The sequence below is a fragment of the Vibrio agarivorans genome (genome assembly GCF_030409635.1).
Lineage (GTDB): Bacteria > Pseudomonadota > Gammaproteobacteria > Enterobacterales > Vibrionaceae > Vibrio > Vibrio agarivorans.
Window position 1 is genome coordinate 2,768,906 of record NZ_JAUFQF010000004.1, and the last position, 18,119, is coordinate 2,787,024.

Below are 18,119 nucleotides of genomic sequence, written 5' to 3' on the forward strand. Positions count from 1 at the left end.
TTGCATCTACTCGCTGTATTTTTGATGGGTCTCTGTGTCAGTTTTCACTCGCTAGCCTCAACCGATAGCGATAACACTGACATAGCGGCCATATCTCAACTTGAGCGAGAAGCCGATCTCGGTGATGTACAGGCGCAACAAACTCTGGTCGAGCATTACCTACAAAACCCAAGCCTAATTCGTGACATCGCATGGTATCAGCAACTTCTTATGGTAAACGCTTTTCATGGCCATCTCGAGAGTCAACTGGCATTGGCTGATATGTTAGAACACTATTCTGCTAATGATCCCGAACTGCTCGACTTAACTATCGCCGCTTACTCTGCTATTCAGCAGCAATCTACATTCGCTCATCAGCGAGCAAGCGAACTGCTTGAGCAAAAATTCAACCTCGCCAAGAAAGCCCAGCTCGATACTCAGCCATTAGAAACCCTACCAATTTCGATTGAAAAAGACACTTCGGAGTTAGATGACCACCATTTCTCTCCGGTTAGCCTCTCAATCATCTTAGTCTTGTTTTTCGGCGCAGTTGGTAGCGCATTAAGCGCTTTTCGTTCTAAAAAAACACTCTCCTTAGTAGATCTTGATGGGCTCAACCGTCAAGTCGCCGAGCACCAGCTCACCATAGACAGACAAAAGCAGCAACTTATAAAAGCACAGCGACTATTGTCTAAATCGCCACAAATGAGTTCGCAACAAAACCGCTCAACAAAGTCATCTCACGCCACAAAGAATACACTCTCGGCAAATGAAAAAGCGTTAATGCAAGCTTGCCGCGTTTTCGGCTATCTGCCAGACCAAATTCCTGATCAGAATGAGATCAAACGCCAATACAAAAAATTGTCTCACCGCTTTCACCCCGACCGTCATGGTGATGGTGATAGTGACAAAATGAAAACACTGAACAGAGCATTTTCAATTCTTATCAAAAATCAAACTATAACGCTTTGATTAATTTCCCATCAATACGGGCATAAGCCGCAAATTTAACATATAGTTCACATATATGTCGCTCAATAGTCGCGTGTAAGTGGCATAATAAGTAAGACAAAATAAATGATAAAGAGCGTACAGATTGAGCGCTCGCACTAAAGTGAGTAACGGGAGATCGTATGAAAAGCCACTATGGCCAGTGTGACTGGTGTAAAGAATTGAGGCATGTTGGTAAGCTAGAGTATATTGATGGCAAGCACCACTACTCTTGTGATGAATGCCTGTCCTTAGCAAAAATTGATGTTCGATTATTTAATCGAGACGAGCTGACGCTACGTTCTCGCCTAGAGCAACGCAGTGCATTAGGGTAAGTTTTCCCCCTAATCCTTTTCCATTCCGAACCCAATTCGAAAACCAAACTCTGAGCGCATCTTCTAGTCCATGCGCTCTTGAACGTGCGTGTCTCTTCAGTAATCATCTTTTCTCAAATTGATTCTCAAAATAAAAAGATAACCTAAATCAGAGTCTGCCGAACATCGCTCCAGGATCTCAACAATGAGATCAATTGCCGCACTTCCTTTGTCTCAAACATTACAAATCATGCTTTTCTAGTACTTTTGCATCAAGCCCCTCTTGAGCTAAACCAACCTTTCGCCAATACTCAGCTCTCACATTAAATGTCATTTTGACTCTCAATTCGACAATCAACCTGAAAATTAGAGACTGATTAGGGATCATCATGAGTCGTTTTCTTTTCATTTCCACACTCACCGTTTCACTGTCACTACAAGCAGGAACAGCTATTATTCTTCCTGGCTTACACGAAGAGTCGCAGGATTTAGACGGCAATTCGATGAGTGCTGCTGAAGTGATCGACTGGGAAACAGAAAATAGCGATATTGTTTTTGGTTCTTTCGCAGAACGTCACTTTAACGAGCAAGTACAAGCTGTTGGTTACATGTACAACCAAAAGTTAGATGTTAATGGTGGGTGGCTTGAAGATAGCTTACGAAATGACGCGCTACTCAAAGGGGTCGATTATGAGGACTACTTTTTACACTTTTCAGAAGATACGATTCTCGCAGAGGTGAATAGTACCCACGGAGAAAACACCCTCCTTAATCGCAAGCCAACCATTGTGGGTTATACCGTTTCAGAAGATCATGCTGGCTTTCTACTATATCAACAGCCTCCATGGAATGCTGACGTGTTTGAACATCATCAGCAAGGCGGTGCGCTATTTGTTTACCATACAGAGCAGTTTGACAGAATCACCTTCAAGCTTGCGTCGACCGCTCTTGATGGCAGTATCAGCATCGAATACCCGTCAGCAACCGACAGTCAGGGTCGCGTCACTCGATGGTCAACACTGGAGATTAAAAAAGACAAAACCGTCGGGCTTACACAAAGTGGTACGGTGACGTGGCAACTACCGCTTGATTGGGTTCGGGCGACGACACACGACGGTAGTGGCAGCAGCTACGGTGGCGGCCAATACTTCGGCTCAACCTATGTACGCGATGGCGGGCTGTCGTATGTACTGCGAATTCGCTGGCACAACACAAACAGCTCTGATCCTCGCCCTATCCTCAACGAAGTAAAACTTAAAAACAGCTTTCCGACCGTTAAACCTGAGCAAGCGCCAGCGGTCACGTCTGATGGAAAAACGATCCAGCGTTGGCGCAAAGTTCGTGGCTTTGACAAAAGCGCTGACCTCAACAATGACAATTACCTCTCATGGAATGAATACAAAAACCGCTCAAACAGAAACGCCACCGCACGCTTTCGCTGGGAGTCTCGTGTAGTCCCCTTTGGTAAGATGTGGAATCAAAATTCATCGTGGGCACTGACTCACCTTGCAAACCCTGACTATTTGCAAGCAATGCATAGTTACTACCAAAGTGAATGGCAACAGGTAGGGCTAAATGGCGCTTATAATGACGATACCAACAAGCTTCTCGGCAGCAATCAGTTCTATGTATTTTCCGGTGGACACGTTCAAGAGCTTGATTCGATTGTCGGTAGCTCAGAAGCCGACCAAATATACCAGCAACAGTTCGCAGGCTTTCTGAAATCTTTATCTGAGTTAGCCCCAGACGCCCTCATCAGTGTGAATGTTGGCACTGCAAACTTACAAGGTAGAAACGGACAAAACCATCTCTCTGACGCTGCGTCTCTTTACTTAAGAGAGCACTACCTCTTCCCCTCAACCGGATTCAGCGGCTATGCGGGCTTAGCTAAGTTCTGGGATAACTCAGCCTTAGCTGCAAAGGGAAAGCGCGTGATCTTTCAGGCAAGCACACGTTATGGTCGGGTCCAATATTTCGGAACCAGTAAAGAGAACTGGCAAGCAGACCAATACTCGTCTCTTGCTGCCTACTACCTTAACCATCACCCACAACGAAGCTATTTTAATCAGTGGAATAATGGTTATCAGTATGGCAGTGACAACACCACCGAATCGAACTACTGGAAAGTCGGTGTGGCAAAGAACATCGCCTATCAACCGACTCATCTACTCAATATCGATCTTGGCGAGCCTGCCAACTTTGTGCCTCAGGGTTATACACCGATACCAATGATGATGTCGACATCGACACCTGCACCCGCTGATTACACTATTGTTGGCGATGCGAGTATGCAGAACTTAACCCACCATGACCTGCCAAACGGAGCTATATCGGTCACGCCTACTCACACTTATTTCTTATACCAATCTGAGCGTGCTGTCGTTAATGGTGGGCCAGAAGAGATGGTGCTAGCACGTGAATACACCAAGGGCCGAGTACTTTATCGTACCGACTTTTTTGGTAAAAATTCTGAATACTATTCAGCGGCACCCATCACTATTCAACTTGACACCGCAATGCGAGTGGTCGATGCCACAGGGGCAATGAGTGACTATGTAAATGAAGTCACGCTGCAAGGCTATGAAGGCCTGTTCTTACTGTATTAAAAAGACTAACTCAGTAGTGGTAAGCCGAGATCTCCCTAAGTCACGCAAGTTGGACTTTATTGATGCAAGCAGGAAATTCAGGCATAAAAAAACTCGCGACATGCGCGAGTTTTAAAATCATGGGTATTACTGCGTGTTAGCCGCGACGGTTATTACGACCTGAACGACCAGTAGAGCGACCTTGCTCAGAGCGATTTTGACCCTGACCTCCACCTGTTGCAGTGCGAGTGCTAGGCTTACGACGACCGTTGCTACGACCACGACCAGCAGGCGTGCTTACGCGCTCTTCGTGACGTTTTACTGCACGACGAATCTTCTGGCTCTTCGCGCGCTCACGCTTACGTGATGTATTATCTTTGTTCAGATCAAGCATGGTTTCTTTCTCTGCACGCAGTTCTACCATATCACGTAGGTAGTTTACTTCTTTCAGAGACAGTTCCATCCATCCGCCACGAGGCAATTTCTTATCTAGGAAGATATCACCGTAACGAACACGCTTCAGACGTGACACGGTACAGTCTTGAGATTCCCATAGGCGACGAACTTCACGGTTACGACCTTCGTTAATCACAACGTAGAAGGTATGGTTCATGCCTTCACCACCGGTGTACACCACGTCTTCAAAGCGCGCCAAGCCATCTTCAAGCTCAACACCTCGTACAAGGTTTTTCACCTTATGTTCATCAACTTCGCCGAATACGCGAACAAGGTACTCACGCTCAACTTGACGACTTGGGTGCATCAGACGGTTTGCAAGCTCACCATCAGTAGTAAACAACAACAGACCTGACGTGTTTGCATCAAGACGACCAACAGAAATCCAGCGAGAACCGCGGATCTTAGGCAGACGGTCAAATACTGTGCGACGACCTTCTGGATCGTGACGAGTACAAAGCTCACCTTCTGGTTTGTAGTAAGCAAGAACGCGACAAACGACTTCTTCTTGAACTTTAGCGGATACGATATGTCCATCAATACGGATAACGGCGCTCTCGTCTTCAAGACGCTCGCCCAATTTAGCGACAATACCATTTACGCTAACTCGACCAGATTTAATCAGCGCTTCCAGTTCACGACGAGAACCGTGGCCTGCACGAGCTAAAATCTTCTGTAACTTTTCGTTCATTTATCTACCTAAGTATGTCGTCTTCACAGACGTCAGTGGGATGGGTGCTATTAAGTATAACCACGCACACAAAATGCGGTGGCGAAGTATCGCAAATATAGACAAAAAAATCATCTTTTTTCGTCTATGTTCGTAAAGCTAAATTGAGTCCCGCAGCACGCTACTCGAATGGCGCTGGATCACCTGTTCCAACACGAGCAACAACGGGGTCTTCATCACTAAAATCGATTACCGTTGTTGGCTGCTCTCCTAGGTAACCACCGTTAAGAATGACATCCACCGCGTGCTCTAACTTATCACGAATATCTTCTGGGTCAGACTCAGTGACATCACTACCCGGCAGAATCAATGACGTTGACATCAATGGCTCACCCATGGCTTCGAGTAGATCCAACGCTATTTGATTGTCAGGAACACGAATACCAATCGTCTTACGTTTCGCATTCATTAGACGACGTGGCACTTCTTTCGTCCCTTTGAAAATAAAGGTGTAAGGCCCTGGTGTATTGTTTTTCAGTAAACGAAAGGCCGTATTGTCAACGCGTGCATAAAGTGAGATTTCCGATAAATCACGGCACAACAGCGTAAAGTTATGCTTATCGTCAATACGACGAATTTGACAAATACGCTCTAGCGCTTGCTTGTTTTCAAGTTGACAACCTAGTGCATAACCCGAATCCGTTGGATAAACCACAACGCCCCCATTGCGGATAATCGCAACCGCTTGGTTAATCAAGCGCGTTTGAGGGTTCTCTGGATGAACATAAAAAAACTGGCTCATAACTGTTCCTCGTTGTTATTTGTTTTTTCTTCCATTGGTAAAAACTGCCAATCTTTCCAAACCGGCTCAACACCGGATGGAAGCCATAAGTTTCTACCCAACTCCATCCATGGAGAGGGATAATGGAAATCACTGCCTTGAGAGGCTAATAGTTTGTATTGTATAGCATAATCAGCCAAGTTGCGTCTTTCTTGTTGTGCTTGCTGTGGTTGGGCAACTTCCATTGCATCACCACCCACTTCAACAAACGCACTGATAAGACGTTTTATCCATTTTGCCGTGAGCTGGTATCTGCCAGGATGCGCTAATACTGCTTGCCCACCCGCTTGATGAATGGCATCAATCGCTTCCTTCATCGAGCACCATGCTGGCGGAACATAGCCTGGGTTGTTACGAGTCAAAAACTTCTTAAACACCTGCTGCATGTTTTTAGCAAACCCCTGCTCAACCAACCATTTAGCAAAGTGGGCTCTAGTAATTGGCGCATCACCGGCAATGGCTTGAACTTCCTCTAACACGCCCTCGCGAGTCGCTTTTTCAAGTCGGTGAGCAATCAACTCAGCGCGACCAACTCGATGCTGTTTCTGCTGTTCAATCAGTGCGATAAGCTCAGGCGAGCTTGGGTCGATATTCAAACCAACGATATGAATATCTTTGTTCTGCCATACCGTTGAAATTTCAATGCCATTGATCAATTGGATAGGCAGTGCATTGTCATCGATATAGCGCTGTGCTTCTTCTAATGCATCGGTTGTATCATGATCAGTAATCGCCAAGGCTTCGACATGAAAATTTAACGCTCGGTCGATAAGCTCTACGGGCGTTAACCGACCATCGGATGCAGTAGTGTGACTGTGTAGATCTATTCGCATAATTATATAAAAAAGTAATTGACTTTTTGCTCTTGCACTAGTTAACTAGTACGCAATTACAGAGTCACATTGTTAGGGGCTACTCATGTTACAAGAAATTAACCAAAAGCAAAGCAAGAAAATGATTGCATCCGCTAGTCAAGTGGCATGTGTAGCTTGCTCTTGGTGGCGTTCTTGGACTCTTTCGAGTGGGCTCGACCGTGCGATTTAAATAAAGAATCCTCATGTCTAAGCCCGCTAATTCTAGCGGGCTTTTTGTTTTGTTGTATAACTCACATTTAAATGCTTAAACATTCATCAAATCAGCAAAAATCCCGATTGGGTCGATGATGGCTTTATGCGAGTATGTACGACAGGAAGATAAGATACCGAATTACAAGGAGGTCTTGTGAACAAGACCATTGAAATTAAAAAGCTTGGTGAACTCGAAGTACTCAATACTTCTGTTCCTTATTTCCAAGATCCTACGCGTCTGTTTCACACTCTGTGCGAGAAAAAAACAGATAGCCTATTGCTTGAATCTGCCGAGATCGATTCAAAACAAGATTTAAAAAGCCTGCTGATTGTTGATTCGGCAGTGCGTATCGTGTGCTTCGGCCATGATGTAACCATGACCGCGCTTACTAACAATGGTCGTCACCTACTTGCGCATTTGAACGCGAATATTCGTGATGATATCGCAAGTGAGTTCAACGGTGATGAACTGACTCTAACGTTTGCCACCCCTTGTGACACACTGGACGAAGACTCTCGATTGCGTGAAGCCTCTTCTTTTGATGCATTACGTTTAGTGCAGCATAGCTTCAATATCGACCAACACGATAAACACGCAGTTTTCTTAGGTGGCCTATTCGCCTACGACTTGGTTGCAAACTTTGAGCCTCTTGGTGAGGCAAGCGCAACCAATCAATGTCCAGATTATGTGTTCTATGTTGCAGAGACGCTTTTGGTGGTTGATCACCAAACGGAGTCTTGCCACCTGCAAGCCAGCTTGTTTGCCAATACTGAAACAAAATCAGAGCTTGAACAGCGCATCAAAGAAATTGCAGAGCTGTGTGCCGATCCAAAAGTCTTGCCTGCAGCGACGCACGTTGAAAACATGACCACTGATGTCAGCGTCTCTGATGAAGACTTCTGCCAAACAGTTCGTGACTTAAAAGAGTACGTGGTGAGAGGCGATATTTTCCAGATTGTCCCATCACGCCGTTTCACCTTACCATGCCCTTCTCCACTTGCGGCTTATAAGCAGTTGAAACAGAGTAACCCAAGCCCTTACATGTTCTACATGCAAGATGAGCTTTTCACTCTATTTGGTGCGTCACCAGAAAGTGCTCTGAAGTATGAGACAGATACCAACCAAGTTGAGATCTACCCAATTGCAGGTACACGCCGCCGCGGTAAACGTCCAAATGGCGACATTGACTTCGATTTAGACAGCCGTATCGAACTCGAACTGCGCACTGATATGAAAGAGAATGCCGAGCACATGATGCTGGTTGATCTCGCTCGTAACGATGTGGCGCGTATCTCTCAAGCAGGCACTAGACATGTGGCAGATCTGCTTAAAGTCGATCGGTACAGCCATGTGATGCACCTTGTCTCTCGTGTTGTGGGTCAACTTCGCCAAGATCTCGATGCGCTGCATGCTTACCAAGCTTGTATGAACATGGGTACGCTCAGCGGCGCACCAAAGATTCGTGCTATGCAGCTCATTCGTGACGTAGAAAAAACACGTCGTGGCAGCTACGGCGGTGCGGTTGGTTATCTAACGGGTGAAGGTACGCTCGACACCTGTATCGTTATTCGTTCAGCTTACGTTGAAAACGGCATTGCTCAGGTGCAAGCCGGCGCGGGTGTGGTATTCGATTCCGACCCTCAATCAGAGGCAGATGAAACACGCGGCAAAGCTCAAGCTGTTATTTCAGCGATCCAAACCGCACACCAACCTGCAGCAAGCGAGGAGTAACTCAAATGGCGAATATTGTCTTTATCGATAACTTTGATTCCTTTACTTACAACCTTGTTGATCAATTCCGCTCGCTCGGTCATGACGTGACCATTTACCGTAATAGTATCGCGGCAGATGCGATTGAAAATGCGGTCGCGCAGCTTGAAAATCCGGTTATCTTATTGTCTCCTGGGCCAGGCGCACCTTCAGAAGCAGGCGTCATGCCTGAAGTGATTCAACGTTTTAAAGGTAAAGTACCCATGATTGGTATTTGCCTTGGGCATCAAGCCATTGTTGAGGCTTACGGCGGCACTGTTGCTGGCGCAGGGGAGATCATTCACGGTAAAGTGTCTATGATGGAACATGACGAGCACGCCACCTATGCGGGGCTGCCTTCGCCGTTAGCGATTGCACGTTATCACTCGCTTGTGGCAACGTCTGTACCGAAGACTCTGACTGTCACCGCAGAAGTCGATGGATTGGTGATGTCGGTTGTTCAAGAACAAGACAAAGTTTGTGGGTTCCAATTTCATCCAGAATCCATCATGACCACGCAAGGTGCGACCTTGTTAGCGAATGCCATCGAATGGGCATTAGAGAAATAACCGCGTAAGGATATAAGGAATTAAAATGGAAACTCTCTTTAACAAGCTTTATGAGCAACAATCTCTTACGCAGGAAGAAAGCCAAACGCTATTCGGTGCAATCATTCGCGGTGAGCTTAACGATATTCAGCTAGCGTCAGCCCTGACTGCGTTGAAGATCAAGGGTGAAACACCGCGTGAAATTGCAGGTGCAGCCAAAGCCTTGCTGGCTAACGCGGTTGAATTCCCAGATATCGACTATGACTTTGCCGACATCGTAGGTACGGGTGGTGATGGCTATAACACCATTAACATCTCTACCACGGCGGCATTTGTTGCTGCCGCCTGTGGCTTGAAAGTGGCGAAGCACGGTAACCGAAGCGTCTCAAGCAAGTCAGGTTCATCTGACCTTCTTGACTCTTTCGGTATAGACCTTGCGATGAGCCCAGAGAACACGAAACAAGCGGTCGACTCGCTTGGCGTCGCCTTCTTGTTTGCACCGCAGTATCACGGCGGTATCAAACACGCGATGCCGGTTCGCACAACCTTGAAAACACGCACCATCTTCAATATTTTGGGACCGTTGATTAACCCTGCTCGCCCGAATATCGAGCTGATGGGAGTTTACAGTGAAGAGCTCGTACGCCCTATCGCTGAAACGATGTTAAACATGAACATGAAGCGTGCGGCGGTGGTTCACGGTAGCGGTTTAGATGAGGTTGCTATTCACGGCAAAACGACAGTGGCTGAAATTAAAGACGGTCAAATCGTGGAATATACGCTGACCCCTGAAGATTTCGGGCTTAATGAGCACCCTCTTGAAGCAATCAAAGGCGGTGACCCAGCAGAAAACCGTGAAATCATTACCAACATTCTCACGGGCAAAGGCACCGACGCTCAAGTGGGCGCTGTCGCGGTCAACGTTGCTTTGCTGATGCGCCTGTTCGGTCACGAAGACCTAAAAGCGAACACACAGCAAGCCATTGATGCTATGAACTCCGGTAAGGCTTATGACTTAGTTCAACGCCTTGCTGCACAAGATTTTGGAAACGCCTAACATGACCAATACGACAGAAAAGCTCTCTGCACACGTTTCTGTTAAAGAAGCGGAAATGGCAGAAGTGCTAGCAAAAATCGTCAAAGATAAATACCAATGGGTTGCTGATCGCAAAGTCACGCAGCCTCTAGACTCTTTTCAGTCATCGCTAACGCCATCTGATCGCAGCTTCTATCAAGCGCTCACTAGCGATAAGTCTGCGTTCATTATGGAATGCAAAAAAGCCTCTCCTTCAAAAGGCTTGATCCGCGATGATTTTGACCTCGATTACATTGCTTCGGTTTATAACAACCACGCCAATGCCATCTCGGTTTTGACTGATGAGAAGTACTTTCAAGGTAATTTTGAGTTTCTTCCGCAAGTAAGACAACAAGCCAAACAGCCTATTTTATGTAAAGACTTTATGGTCGACACGTACCAGGTTTATCTCGCCCGTCACTATAGTGCCGACGCGATCCTGCTTATGCTTTCGGTTCTTAACGATAAAGAGTATCTATCTCTCGCGACTGTCGCTCATGAGCTTAACATGGGCGTATTAACCGAAGTCAGTAATGAAGAAGAGCTGCATCGAGCAGTAAAACTCGGCGCGAAAGTGATTGGCATCAACAACCGTAACTTACGTGACCTATCGACAGACCTTAATCGCACTAAAGAACTTGCGCCACTGATCCGTGAACTTGCGCCAGAAGCGATTGTGATTTCTGAATCGGGGATCTACACACATCAGCAAGTACGCGACCTTGCAGCACATGCCGATGGCTTCCTAATCGGTAGCTCACTGATGGCGGAAGACAACCTTGAGCTTGCAGTGCGCAAAGTCACATTAGGTGAAAACAAAGTCTGCGGCCTTACCCACCCTGACGATGCCGCAAAAGCTTACCAAGCTGGTGCTGTGTTTGGTGGTCTAATTTTTGTTGAGCATTCAAAGCGCGCAGTTGATATTGAATCAGCTCGTCTTACGATGAGTGGCGCACCACTCAAGTATGTGGGTGTGTTCCAAAACCATGTTGCAACTGAGGTTACCGAGAAGGTTGAAGCTCTTGGACTGGCAGCAGTTCAACTTCATGGTGATGAAGATCAAGACTTCATCAAAGATCTGCGCGTTCAACTTAAAGACCACGTAGAGATCTGGAAAGCCTACGGTGTTACCGATGCTGCCCCTACCTTGATTAATAAGTTCGTCGACCGCCATCTTTTTGATGCACAAGTCGGAACGCAAAGTGGTGGTACAGGTCAAACCTTCGATTGGTCTTTGATCGCACAACCTTGTGATGTCATGCTGGCTGGTGGGCTGAACCCCGACAACGCCAAGCAAGCCGCTCAATTAGGCTGTTTGGGGTTAGATTTAAACTCAGGTGTTGAAAGCGCACCGGGTAAAAAAGATTTAGACAAGTTGCTTCAAGCGTTCGCGGCTATTCGCGATTACTAATGCAACCGTCATAGAAATTAAAGTATTAAGGAATTTAAACATGGCTAAACTCGATGCCTACTTTGGTGAATACGGCGGCCAATACGTTCCGCAGATTTTAGTACCTGCGCTTGAACAACTAGAACAAGCCTTTATTGATGCTCAAGAAGACCCTGAGTTTCGTAGTGAGTTCATGACTCTGCTTCAAGAGTATGCTGGTCGTCCAACAGCGTTGACGCTTACTCGTAACCTAACTAAAGGCACTAAAACTAAGTTGTACCTAAAGCGTGAAGATTTGCTTCACGGTGGCGCGCACAAGACCAACCAAGTACTTGGCCAAGCACTTTTGGCTAAGCGTATGGGTAAAAAAGAGATCATCGCTGAAACAGGTGCAGGTCAGCACGGTGTTGCAACTGCCCTAGCTTGTGCACTACTAGATCTAAAATGCCGCGTTTACATGGGTGCGAAAGACGTTGAGCGTCAAAGCCCTAACGTATTTCGTATGAAGCTGATGGGTGCAGAAGTGATTCCTGTACACTCTGGCTCATCAACACTAAAAGATGCTTGTAACGAAGCCCTGCGTGACTGGTCAGCAAGCTATGAAGATGCCCACTACCTACTTGGTACAGCAGCAGGCCCTCACCCATTCCCGACCATCGTTCGTGAATTCCAACACATGATTGGTGAAGAGACCAAAAACCAAGTGCTTGCTCGCGAAGGCCGTCTGCCTGATGCGGTTATCGCTTGTGTTGGTGGTGGTTCAAACGCGATTGGTATGTTTGCCGACTTCATTGAAGAAGAAACGGTTCGTCTTATTGGTGTTGAGCCAGCAGGTAAAGGTATCGATACCGACCAGCATGGTGCACCTCTTAAGCACGGCACAACCGGTATTTTCTTTGGAATGAAAGCGCCGCTGATGCAAGACACACACGGCCAAATCGAAGAGTCATACTCTGTCTCTGCTGGCCTAGACTTCCCATCGGTTGGCCCACAACACGCACACCTTAACGCTATTGGGCGTGCAGAGTATGACAATGTGACTGATGATGAAGCACTAGATGCATTCCAAGAGCTTGCACGTCACGAAGGCATCATCCCAGCGCTTGAGTCAGCACACGCGCTAGCACACGCATTGAAAATGGCTCGCGAGAACCCAGAGAAAGAACAACTGTTGGTGGTAAACCTATCAGGCCGTGGTGACAAAGATATCTTCACTGTTCACGATATCCTACAAGAAAAAGGAGTGATCTAATGGATCGTTATAACGCGATGTTTGAGCGCCTAAGCGAGAAAAACCAAGGCGCATTTGTACCGTTCGTAACGGTTTGTGACCCAAATCCTGAGCAGTCCTACAAGATCATGGAAACCCTAGTTGAGTCTGGTGCCGATGCACTTGAACTCGGTATCCCTTTCTCTGACCCGCTAGCTGATGGCCCAACCATTCAAGGAGCTAACATTCGAGCTCTAGATTCTGGTGCTACACCAGACATCTGTTTTGAGCAGATCGGTAAGATTCGTGCGAAATACCCAGAACTGCCTATTGGCCTTCTGATGTATGCCAACCTCGTTTACACGCGCGGTATCAATAATTTCTATGAGCGCTGCGCGAAAGCAGGTATCGATTCAGTATTGATTGCTGACGTACCGACCAACGAAGCGGGTGAATTTATCGAAGCGGCGAAGAAGCATGGTGTACATCCTATTTTCATCGCACCGCCGACAGCAAGTGATGAAACGCTAAAACAGGTCTCTGAATTGGGTGGCGGTTACACATACCTGCTGTCTCGTGCAGGGGTAACAGGTGCAGAAACAAAAGCGAATATGCCAGTGGGTGACATGTTGGGTCGTCTGAACCAATTCGACGCACCACCCGCGTTACTTGGCTTTGGTATCTCACAGCCAGAGCAAGTAAAACAAGCGTTAGAAGCTGGTGCTGCGGGCGCTATCTCGGGCTCTGCAGTTGTTAAGATCATTGAAACCAATCTCGAACAGCCTCAAGCTATGCTGGATGCGCTCGGTGAGTTTGTTTCTTCAATGAAAGCTGCGACACAAAAATAGTTCTTTGTGAGCATATAATTGTAAAGGGCGCGATGCGCCCTTTTTCATTTCCTCTAACAGGACAAACGCCCAGAAAGCCCGTTTATCATCGCTGGGATAAATATCTCTGCAAACCACTAAACTCACTCACGAAGTGTTCACTACATTCATAATTAGTCTGTATACTCGGCACAAACTGTGCTTGTAGAGAATATTAATGAATAACTTGTTGCGTTCAGTGGCTTTAACCTGCTGCTTGACGAGCCCTGCTTTTGCCGTCCAACCTCTTTTTGAAACAACGCCTTCAGAGACGACAGAGAAGCTCGATGACATCCTCGCTATATTCGGTGCAGAAGAAGAGTATGACCCGAGCAAAGGCATTGATTCGAGTTACATCCCCGCTCTTTTCTATACTCCTGAGCAAGGGTTTGGTGTTGGGGTACTCTACGTAGGCTTATATGGCGATACTCACCAAGGCACCACTCAACCTTCATCAATGGTGATCAACCCGTATATCTCAACCAATGGGTCAAAAGGGATCACATTAGAGAATCGACACTTCTTTGCCGGCGATCAGAATCGCTTCTATCTTGATTTCGAGTTATTTGACGATGCTGGGGTCTACTACGGTGTTGGCCATGAGGCGGGGAGTGTTGATCAAAATAGAATCAATTATTCAGAACAAGTCGCATTACTTGAGCCGACCCTACTCACCAAAGTCGGCAACGATTTCTATCTCGGCTTAGGTGCAAATATCACCTATGCCAAAGCAAGTGATTTCGAGCTAGAAGATAACCAGAGCTCTTTAGAGCGCGCATCAGATTTACAGAAAAACACCAGCTATGGTGCAAAAGTGAGTGCCGTTTTTGATTCCCGTGACAATGTATTGAACGCTTCTGAAGGCGTGTTATTTGATGTTACCGCTGGCTATTATCACTCTTCCCTGACTGATGATTGGTTTGGAAAATATGATTTTGAGCTCGCCAATTATATTACCTTGAATACACTTCCGGGTCTTATCGCGTGGCAAATACAAGGAGACTTTACCAGTGGCGATGTACCGTGGAATCGATTGCCGGATATCGGCGGCGCAAATGGGCTTCGAGGTCATGTTGAAGGACGTTACCGAGATAACCACATGGCAATGGGGCAAGTCGAATATCGATTGCCTATTTTCTGGCGTCTTGGCGCTGTATTTTGGGGTGGCGTTGGCTCAGTAGCTCCTGAGATAAACCAACTGAATGATGAACTATTGACCAGTGTCGGTACGGGATTGCGATTTAAAATCAAAGATAAAGTGAATGTCAGAGCCGACATTGGGATCGGCAATGATGAAACGGCTTTCTACTTCCATGTGAATGAGGTTTTTTAACCGAAAGTCGCTCTATCATTCATCAACGAATAAGGGCCTAATAAGGCCCGATACAATATTTTAAGCTCAGAATAGAAGCTTTGATTGGTATCAGTTACAATCCTCACCCCAAAGCGAACCACTTTCAACGGTTTGTTCAATCAATCACGCTATGGAATCTATTGTGCCCTCTCAAAAAGCAGCAAATTCAGTTATTGTTCTCGACTTCGAAACCACAGGGCTATCCCCGAATCAAGGTGATCGCGCCATTGAAATTGGTGCGGTTAAACTTGTTGATGGTAAGGTCGTCGATAGCTTTCAAAAATTGATGAACCCTGGCTTTAGAGTGAGTGGTTTTATCGAAGGCTACACTGGGATCAGTAATAGAATGCTTGCGACCGCAGACAGTTGTGAGGTGGTCATGAATCACTTTGCCGACTTTATCCAAGGCAGCAACCTTGTGGCTCACAATGCCAGCTTTGATAAGCGCTTTTTGGACGCTGAACTGGCTTTAATTGGGCGTCAGTATGACGGTGAATTTGCCTGTTCACTATTGAACTCTCGCCGCCTGACTCAACAAGCCGCATCACATAAGCTTGGTGATTTGGTTCGCTTACATAATATTGACAATGATGGCGTATTTCACCGAGCGCTAGCCGATGCACAAGTGACTGCGTCATTGTGGCTAGTTCACCTCGATATTCTCAAACAAGAATTTGGCATTGAAAGCCCAGAGTTTTCATTGATGCAAAAAATCGGCAAAACACCGAAAGGCAGCGTGGCTAAGATGCTCAGTAAGATCGGCTAGTCCTCATACGCTCGGCGCTTATGCTTATGTAGCAACAAATATAGCAGTACATGGTTTTCAGGCGGCACTCCCTTGAGGAGCGAGAGATTCGTTTCTCGCTCGTGCCATCAGCCACGTAAAAGCCCAACAATTAGAGTCACTATAACTCCCCTTTCATCGGCACCCACGAGCCTGATAAGCCATACTTTACACCGATTTGCTCAGCAGAATCTTCCGTGACACCCTCGATACACATTGGGTTGCCATTCAGAACAATGAACGTGACAGTTCCTAGCATCTCCTTCTGCCCATCATGACTATCGACTTTTTTCATTAAATCATTCATCACCGCACCACGCAGGCTATCCTTTGTCATGCTCATCACACTCTCCTTGCTGATTTTTCTTAAATCACTGTCAAGTCTAGGCGGCAAGGTGAAATTCGGATGTGAGCTTTGACGCAAATTGATCAATGGCTAAATCAAGCTTTGTCTAATCCATGAGAATAGAACACATAAAAAACCAGCTGAAACAGCTGGCCAAAAAACGAAGTGGGTTCGTCATTAAACAATTTTCACGCAACGGACTGAGAACATATACTCTTTCGAGCTGGTTGCACGTCTAATCTCGCTTTTGTGTGCGTTCCACCATGAGTATGCGAGCGTGCGAATCATCGCATCGTTGTCTGAATCACTGGTTGCGGTCCAGAACTCAGTGTACGCCCCCTGAGTAATGTAAAAGCCATTCCATTTCACCCCTGCAGGTCGCGCAAAGAACCGATGCTTATTCACGAGAGACGGATCAATCTTCGCAAAGGGTCCCTCAGCTTGCAACTCTTTCAACTGTAATCCAATGCTTTGCTCCCCACCTCGCCAGCCGCGCTTATCAAGCTCATCCTCCGGCATACCTAATGTACGTTCCAGTTGTTTCCAGTCATCATCGGTAGCAACACGCCAACCGACTGGGCATAAGTTTCTTTCGTCGGACACATCATGCCAATTGTAAAGCCGCCCATACTTTAGTAGGTTTTGTTCATCATCTTTTGGAATCACACCTGAGCGCACACTCGAACCATCCTGAAACTGAGTGCTTCTTAGTCCTTCAGCCAACCAAACCTGATCACCTATTTGCACTGTGCGATAGGTATTTCCTTCCACATCTTGCACAGTGTCTGTGAGTTGATAGAGCTCTTTGTTAACGTCGCTCGCTGATACTGTCGCTGCCATTACCATACTAACCCCTAGTGAAAAGATTCGGATGTTCATACTGGTTTGCCTAAATTCGTTGTATACAGCCTACTTTAACTCTCAACAAACCCGAAATACAGGTAATATGCTCGCTAAAACTTGCCTATTTGTCTCAATTAATAACTAAATAACTTTGTCGAGCAACTCTTTCGAGTGGCTCCACTGTTTCGGAGATTGACCATACATTCGCTTGAACTCTCGGCTAAATTGTGACGAACTGACATAACCCACTGCCATCGCCGCTTCACTCACATTCATACCAGCCGCTATTTTCATCGCGGCGTTATTCAGGCGCATCGCTTTCATAAACTGAATCGGCGACATTCTAGTGGCTTGTTTGAACTTACGATGAAACACCGCTCGGCTCATCCCCACCCGAGAAGCCAGCTCATCGATGGTGACATTATTTGCTAGATTCAATGATAAATAGTTAATTGAGCGAGCAATCTCATTACCGACGCCAAACGCGCGTCTTGCCGAAATTCCCGCATCACCTTTAAGCACCGCGTAATAGACCTCACGCAACCTCTGTTCGCCTAAAATGGCAATATCCATCGAGTCCTCGAGCTGAACCAGACGCAATAGAGCTTCAGAGAAACTGTCATCCCAGTTTGCCAATGAAAGCCCTTGAGGCTGTGAACTGCTTTTAGGCATCTTGATAGCTCCTATAGCGTTCTCCATCTCAATAGCTAGCTCTGTCATCACTTTGGTATCAAGGGAAATGTAGACACCGAGCAATGGTTCTTCATCCGAAGCCTGCGGCGTGCCTGCTTCTACCGGAAGAGAGACGGTGCAACATAGATATTGGCTGTTGTCATACACATATTTATCGCCCTCTAAAATCGCCTCTTTTTGACCGTTCAAGATAACAACCACCGTCGGCTCATACACCGCTGGTGCACACGGAATCGCCTGTGTGACCCTAAAGAGTCGCACTCCTTTGATCCCGGTTTCAACCATCCCATCTTGTGTGAGGCGCTGTTCAACTAATTGCTTAACTTTCTGTTTTGACATAGTTACCATAAACCAAAGA

General features: G+C 46.5%; 18 protein-coding genes and 1 other annotated feature. Of the genes, 12 read left to right on the forward strand and 6 right to left on the reverse strand.

Annotation, left to right across the window (positions count from 1 at the left end):
- From QWZ05_RS21220 to QWZ05_RS21230, 3 genes are all read left to right on the forward strand, one after another.
- Positions 1–951 carry a J domain-containing protein gene (locus QWZ05_RS21220; protein ID WP_290300558.1) on the forward strand — a complete coding sequence of 317 codons (951 nt, stop codon included), beginning with the start codon at positions 1–3 and terminating at the stop codon, positions 949–951.
- 161 nt (positions 952–1,112) lie between these two features.
- Complete coding sequence (locus tag QWZ05_RS21225) at positions 1,113–1,304, forward strand: hypothetical protein (protein ID WP_264875335.1); 192 nt, start codon at positions 1,113–1,115, stop codon at positions 1,302–1,304.
- Between the two features lie 368 nt (positions 1,305–1,672).
- A complete protein-coding gene (locus tag QWZ05_RS21230) occupies positions 1,673–3,889 on the forward strand; it encodes a hypothetical protein (RefSeq protein ID WP_290300560.1) in 2,217 nt (738 codons plus the stop codon).
- Positions 3,890–4,025: 136 nt separating this feature from the next.
- On the opposite strand, the gene rluB is transcribed toward QWZ05_RS21230, so the two are convergent.
- The 3 genes from rluB to rnm all read right to left on the reverse strand — a co-directional run bounded on the left by rluB (position 4,026) and on the right by rnm (position 6,668).
- Positions 4,026–5,015, reverse strand: coding sequence for a 23S rRNA pseudouridine(2605) synthase RluB (gene rluB, locus QWZ05_RS21235; protein ID WP_290300562.1), 990 nt, complete (start codon positions 5,013–5,015; stop codon positions 4,026–4,028).
- Positions 5,016–5,175: 160 nt separating this feature from the next.
- Positions 5,176–5,796: an L-threonylcarbamoyladenylate synthase gene (locus QWZ05_RS21240; protein WP_264875332.1), complete on the reverse strand. Its 621-nt coding sequence runs from the start codon at positions 5,794–5,796 to the stop codon at positions 5,176–5,178.
- Positions 5,793–6,668, reverse strand: a complete 876-nt coding sequence (gene rnm / locus QWZ05_RS21245) for an RNase RNM (RefSeq protein WP_290300563.1) — start codon at positions 6,666–6,668, stop codon at positions 5,793–5,795. Before rnm ends, QWZ05_RS21240 begins: the two co-directional genes overlap by 4 nt.
- 85 nt (positions 6,669–6,753) lie before the next feature.
- On the opposite strand from rnm, the gene trpL2 reads away from it, so the two are divergent.
- The 9 genes from trpL2 to QWZ05_RS21290 all read left to right on the forward strand — a co-directional run bounded on the left by trpL2 (position 6,754) and on the right by QWZ05_RS21290 (position 15,861).
- Positions 6,754–6,879: a tryptophan operon leader peptide gene (trpL2, locus tag QWZ05_RS21250; protein ID WP_264875330.1), complete on the forward strand. Its 126-nt coding sequence runs from the start codon at positions 6,754–6,756 to the stop codon at positions 6,877–6,879.
- Positions 6,826–6,928, forward strand: a sequence feature (Trp leader region). Its footprint overlaps the gene before it by 54 nt.
- A gap of 128 nt (positions 6,929–7,056) precedes the next feature.
- Positions 7,057–8,634, forward strand: coding sequence for an anthranilate synthase component 1 (locus QWZ05_RS21255; protein ID WP_290300564.1), 1,578 nt, complete (start codon positions 7,057–7,059; stop codon positions 8,632–8,634).
- A gap of 5 nt (positions 8,635–8,639) precedes the next feature.
- Entirely contained in the window at positions 8,640–9,221 is a 582-nt protein-coding gene (locus QWZ05_RS21260; protein WP_264875328.1) for an aminodeoxychorismate/anthranilate synthase component II, read from the forward strand.
- Positions 9,222–9,246: 25 nt separating this feature from the next.
- Positions 9,247–10,257 (forward strand): anthranilate phosphoribosyltransferase, encoded by a 1,011-nt coding sequence (trpD, locus tag QWZ05_RS21265; protein ID WP_290300568.1) that lies wholly within the window; start codon positions 9,247–9,249, stop codon positions 10,255–10,257.
- A gap of 1 nt (position 10,258) precedes the next feature.
- A complete protein-coding gene (gene trpCF / locus QWZ05_RS21270) occupies positions 10,259–11,686 on the forward strand; it encodes a bifunctional indole-3-glycerol-phosphate synthase TrpC/phosphoribosylanthranilate isomerase TrpF (RefSeq protein WP_264875326.1) in 1,428 nt (475 codons plus the stop codon).
- A gap of 40 nt (positions 11,687–11,726) precedes the next feature.
- Positions 11,727–12,917, forward strand: a complete 1,191-nt coding sequence (gene trpB / locus QWZ05_RS21275; protein ID WP_264875325.1) for a tryptophan synthase subunit beta — start codon at positions 11,727–11,729, stop codon at positions 12,915–12,917.
- Positions 12,917–13,723: a tryptophan synthase subunit alpha gene (trpA, locus tag QWZ05_RS21280; RefSeq protein ID WP_290300569.1), complete on the forward strand. Its 807-nt coding sequence runs from the start codon at positions 12,917–12,919 to the stop codon at positions 13,721–13,723. The genes trpB and trpA overlap by 1 nt, the downstream gene beginning before the upstream one ends.
- A 196-nt stretch (positions 13,724–13,919) precedes the next feature.
- A complete protein-coding gene (locus QWZ05_RS21285) occupies positions 13,920–15,074 on the forward strand; it encodes a BamA/TamA family outer membrane protein (RefSeq protein WP_290300571.1) in 1,155 nt (384 codons plus the stop codon).
- A 151-nt stretch (positions 15,075–15,225) separates the two neighbouring features.
- On the forward strand, positions 15,226–15,861 hold the full coding sequence (locus QWZ05_RS21290) for a 3'-5' exonuclease (protein WP_264875322.1): 636 nt from the start codon (positions 15,226–15,228) through the stop codon (positions 15,859–15,861).
- Between the two features lie 139 nt (positions 15,862–16,000).
- On the opposite strand, the gene QWZ05_RS21295 is transcribed toward QWZ05_RS21290, so the two are convergent.
- From QWZ05_RS21295 to QWZ05_RS21305, 3 genes are all read right to left on the reverse strand, one after another.
- The gene (locus tag QWZ05_RS21295; RefSeq protein WP_264875320.1) at positions 16,001–16,222 is read right to left on the reverse strand and encodes a hypothetical protein; all 222 of its coding nucleotides are present in this window, start codon (positions 16,220–16,222) and stop codon (positions 16,001–16,003) included.
- Between the two features lie 180 nt (positions 16,223–16,402).
- On the reverse strand, positions 16,403–17,104 hold the full coding sequence (locus QWZ05_RS21300) for a fibrobacter succinogenes major paralogous domain-containing protein (protein ID WP_290300575.1): 702 nt from the start codon (positions 17,102–17,104) through the stop codon (positions 16,403–16,405).
- 105 nt (positions 17,105–17,209) lie between these two features.
- Positions 17,210–18,100, reverse strand: a complete 891-nt coding sequence (locus QWZ05_RS21305; RefSeq protein ID WP_290300577.1) for an AraC family transcriptional regulator — start codon at positions 18,098–18,100, stop codon at positions 17,210–17,212.
- Positions 18,101–18,119 lie beyond the last annotated feature (19 nt).

Coding starts and splice junctions, on each gene's coding strand:
- QWZ05_RS21305 (WP_290300577.1), bottom strand. CDS start 18,100: ATGTCAAAACAGAAAGTTAAGCAATTAGTTGAACAGCGCCTCACACAA.
- QWZ05_RS21290 (WP_264875322.1), top strand. CDS start 15,226: ATGGAATCTATTGTGCCCTCTCAAAAAGCAGCAAATTCAGTTATTGTT.
- trpL2 (WP_264875330.1), top strand. CDS start 6,754: ATGTTACAAGAAATTAACCAAAAGCAAAGCAAGAAAATGATTGCATCC.
- rluB (WP_290300562.1), bottom strand. CDS start 5,015: ATGAACGAAAAGTTACAGAAGATTTTAGCTCGTGCAGGCCACGGTTCT.
- QWZ05_RS21225 (WP_264875335.1), top strand. CDS start 1,113: ATGAAAAGCCACTATGGCCAGTGTGACTGGTGTAAAGAATTGAGGCAT.
- trpA (WP_290300569.1), top strand. CDS start 12,917: ATGGATCGTTATAACGCGATGTTTGAGCGCCTAAGCGAGAAAAACCAA.
- trpCF (WP_264875326.1), top strand. CDS start 10,259: ATGACCAATACGACAGAAAAGCTCTCTGCACACGTTTCTGTTAAAGAA.
- rnm (WP_290300563.1), bottom strand. CDS start 6,668: ATGCGAATAGATCTACACAGTCACACTACTGCATCCGATGGTCGGTTA.
- QWZ05_RS21260 (WP_264875328.1), top strand. CDS start 8,640: ATGGCGAATATTGTCTTTATCGATAACTTTGATTCCTTTACTTACAAC.
- QWZ05_RS21300 (WP_290300575.1), bottom strand. CDS start 17,104: ATGAACATCCGAATCTTTTCACTAGGGGTTAGTATGGTAATGGCAGCG.
- QWZ05_RS21240 (WP_264875332.1), bottom strand. CDS start 5,796: ATGAGCCAGTTTTTTTATGTTCATCCAGAGAACCCTCAAACGCGCTTG.
- trpD (WP_290300568.1), top strand. CDS start 9,247: ATGGAAACTCTCTTTAACAAGCTTTATGAGCAACAATCTCTTACGCAG.
- QWZ05_RS21230 (WP_290300560.1), top strand. CDS start 1,673: ATGAGTCGTTTTCTTTTCATTTCCACACTCACCGTTTCACTGTCACTA.
- trpB (WP_264875325.1), top strand. CDS start 11,727: ATGGCTAAACTCGATGCCTACTTTGGTGAATACGGCGGCCAATACGTT.
- QWZ05_RS21285 (WP_290300571.1), top strand. CDS start 13,920: ATGAATAACTTGTTGCGTTCAGTGGCTTTAACCTGCTGCTTGACGAGC.
- QWZ05_RS21295 (WP_264875320.1), bottom strand. CDS start 16,222: ATGAGCATGACAAAGGATAGCCTGCGTGGTGCGGTGATGAATGATTTA.